The following is a 2,377-nucleotide window of genomic DNA, read 5'->3' as shown; positions in this document are numbered from 1 at the left end:
CGTTTGCTCGTCGATTGAGTCACCACCAATTGTCAACGTTCCGCTAGTTTGTGCTGCAGGCAACACTGCCTTGCTTCCTACTGGTGCGTTAGTAGCTTGCAAAAAGTACCAAATCATCTTGGCAAGGATTGGGTTACCCTTCGTTTGCTCCACACCATTATCAATAAACTTATCTGCCATATTTCCTCCTAAATAATTGCTCTCACGCTGATTACAGCATGATAAACATCACGTCCGATTGAATTATCAAACACCGTCTGACTAGTGCTGACGTTAATCACACGGTTTGACTGTGCAATGACGCCACGCAACTTGTACAGCGCATCTTCAAACTTGATACGACTATTCGCAGGATAGAAGACGTGAACCGACAGTGTCATATCGCTGGCAGCCAATCCCGTTCTTAATGCCAAGTCGTTATCCGTGTGATCACTTAAAACAACAAACGGTTCTGGTTGTTCTGAATCTGGTAATACACGAAACACTGGCACGTTAACCTGGTCAGCTACTCGCTTTTCCAAATCCTTCAATAGTTCAACAAATGGTGAATTCGTCAACGTAGTCCCTCCTTTAACAAGTTTGATAGCATTGTGTACAAATCTTTCTCATGCGCTTTTATTGCGGGTCCCATAAAGGGGTGCGCTGCCATTTTTCGTGTACCTATTTCCTGGTATATCGAATAACGAGCAGTTGAAATAACCTGTGCATTAAGTGCGCCCTTTGGTTCAGCCATAATGTGTTGTAAGAGATACCCCGTATCTTCAGGCGCTTCTTCAGCGGCAGTCTTTTCGACTTTAGCAGCAACCGTATTGATAATGCGTGTCGCTTCAGTCTTAATAACTGCAGGTTGTCGTTCGAACCCCTTAATTAAGCTATCCAAACCACTAAAGTTAATCGTTACACCATTGCGTCCCATGGTTACACCCCCTGTACGACTAGCACAGTATTCTGACGCGCGTTAATAACCGCCTGTGGCTTCCTTGTAACCCCATTGATTAAAACGTTCTGTACGCCAAAATAATGCCCTTTTAAATGTATAGCCGCTGCATCTGATTTGTAAGAACCAAACACATTGATGTTCATCTGTGACGAAACACCAGTAATGTGCGCTTCAATCCAATCGGTTGTTTGTTCTTCGTATTCATTGTCAGGGTCACTTGAAGGCGTCCTGATTGTCAACTTCACTTGGTTTTCATATCTCATCAATAGAACCTCGCAATGCCCCGACCACCACGCTTTTTGCGGTACTTATTCAAGTACGTTGCGTAGTCTGCAATATCATCATCACGCCATGACACGGATACATCACTTTCGTTAGATGACGTCTTACCTTCATCCCCAATACGGTTGTATCGGCGTACCGTGATTTCTCGCAGTACCCAATCAATACCAGTTGGAAACTTAATATCAGTGTCACTGTCTTGGTTGATATAACTAACAAGACGTTCCTGGCTATCCGAGACAAGCAACGTTAGCAGATCATCTTGTAGCTTGTCCTTGATACCAAGCAATAACTTAACCTTACTCAAAGTATCTTCAGCCACATGACACCTCTTAATCGGTAATCAAAGCCAACAAATCAGCCTTCTTAGCTGCCTTGTCGTATTCAATTCCTACTTGATCCAAATAACCCTTGATTTCATCAACTGTATTCTTATCAGTTGGCTTTTCAAAAGTTTCTCCAGTACCTTCGTTAACTTCCTCAAACACACCCGCATCCTTCAAAAAGGCAATGCGCTCGGCAGTTGGTTCAACGTAACGTGGGTACATGTCGCCGGCGCTATATTCCAAATTTGTCTCAGTATCAAAAAAGCCCTTTGCAAGCTTCATGCGTTCCATAGTCATAAATGATCACTCTCCTTTTTACAAAGCTGGCTTATCAGGTGATTCCGTAGTTGTTTCAGTACCCAACGTTGCAGCAACCACACCATCAGGAATTTCAACGAACAACTTCATAGCACCAGTAAATGTTGCTTCAAGCGTCAAATTTGACGTGTTCTTGCTTGATACAACAGCCAGCAAACCAGTTTCGTCAGTGTAATCAACGAAGTATTGGCTCAAATCAGACTTTTGCATGTCCAAGTAAGCCAAGACAATGTTATCAACGGCCGTCGTGAATACCTTTCCTTCTGGAATTGAACCCAAAGAAATTACCTTGTCAGCTCCGATAAAGTTTTGCAACAACGTCATACCGTAAGCGTTTGATGCGTCAGCTTGAATTGGCTTACCTGCCAAAAAGTTTGCAACGTCCATTGGGTTAACGAATGAAACCAATGGAGCACCTTCAAATTCTGGAATAGTTTGCAACTTCCCCCAAGACTTTGACAAAGCGACTTGCAAATCACCTGCCGTCAACGTGTTCGTTGTTTCACCCAAC

Annotated in this window: 5 protein-coding genes and 2 pseudogenes; all 7 read right to left on the bottom strand. The window is 43.4% G+C overall.

The genetic code is table 11. The features are described from left to right. Nucleotides 1-180 (bottom strand): annotated as a pseudogene (locus tag ACJ28U_RS00045) (phage major tail protein, TP901-1 family); the annotation flags it as partial. Between the two features lie 8 nt (nucleotides 181-188). After that, on the bottom strand, nucleotides 189-557 hold the full coding sequence (locus ACJ28U_RS00040; RefSeq protein ID WP_060654730.1) for a hypothetical protein: 369 nt from the start codon (nucleotides 555-557) through the stop codon (nucleotides 189-191). Continuing rightward, complete coding sequence (locus tag ACJ28U_RS00035) at nucleotides 554-916, bottom strand: HK97-gp10 family putative phage morphogenesis protein (protein ID WP_407617987.1); 363 nt, start codon at nucleotides 914-916, stop codon at nucleotides 554-556. Before ACJ28U_RS00035 ends, ACJ28U_RS00040 begins: the two co-directional genes overlap by 4 nt. A gap of 2 nt (nucleotides 917-918) precedes the next feature. Beyond that, entirely contained in the window at nucleotides 919-1,203 is a 285-nt protein-coding gene (locus ACJ28U_RS00030; RefSeq protein WP_060654726.1) for a hypothetical protein, read from the bottom strand. Beyond that, on the bottom strand, nucleotides 1,203-1,544 hold the full coding sequence (locus ACJ28U_RS00025; RefSeq protein WP_060654724.1) for a phage head-tail connector protein: 342 nt from the start codon (nucleotides 1,542-1,544) through the stop codon (nucleotides 1,203-1,205). The genes ACJ28U_RS00030 and ACJ28U_RS00025 overlap by 1 nt, the downstream gene beginning before the upstream one ends. Nucleotides 1,545-1,554: 10 nt before the next feature. Then, nucleotides 1,555-1,845 carry a hypothetical protein gene (locus ACJ28U_RS00020; protein ID WP_407617986.1) on the bottom strand — a complete coding sequence of 97 codons (291 nt, stop codon included), beginning with the start codon at nucleotides 1,843-1,845 and terminating at the stop codon, nucleotides 1,555-1,557. 18 nt (nucleotides 1,846-1,863) lie between these two features. Beyond that, nucleotides 1,864-2,377, bottom strand: a pseudogene (locus ACJ28U_RS00015) (phage capsid protein); the annotation flags it as partial.

It is taken from the genome of Weissella sp. MSCH1, assembly GCF_045799135.1.
Lineage (GTDB): Bacteria > Bacillota > Bacilli > Lactobacillales > Lactobacillaceae > Weissella.
The sequence above is the reverse complement of the archived record's forward strand: the minus strand, read 5'-3'. Positions and strand labels throughout refer to the sequence as shown.

Coding starts and splice junctions, on each gene's coding strand:
- ACJ28U_RS00020 (WP_407617986.1), bottom strand. CDS start 1,845: ATGACTATGGAACGCATGAAGCTTGCAAAGGGCTTTTTTGATACTGAG.
- ACJ28U_RS00035 (WP_407617987.1), bottom strand. CDS start 916: ATGGGACGCAATGGTGTAACGATTAACTTTAGTGGTTTGGATAGCTTA.
- ACJ28U_RS00030 (WP_060654726.1), bottom strand. CDS start 1,203: ATGAGATATGAAAACCAAGTGAAGTTGACAATCAGGACGCCTTCAAGT.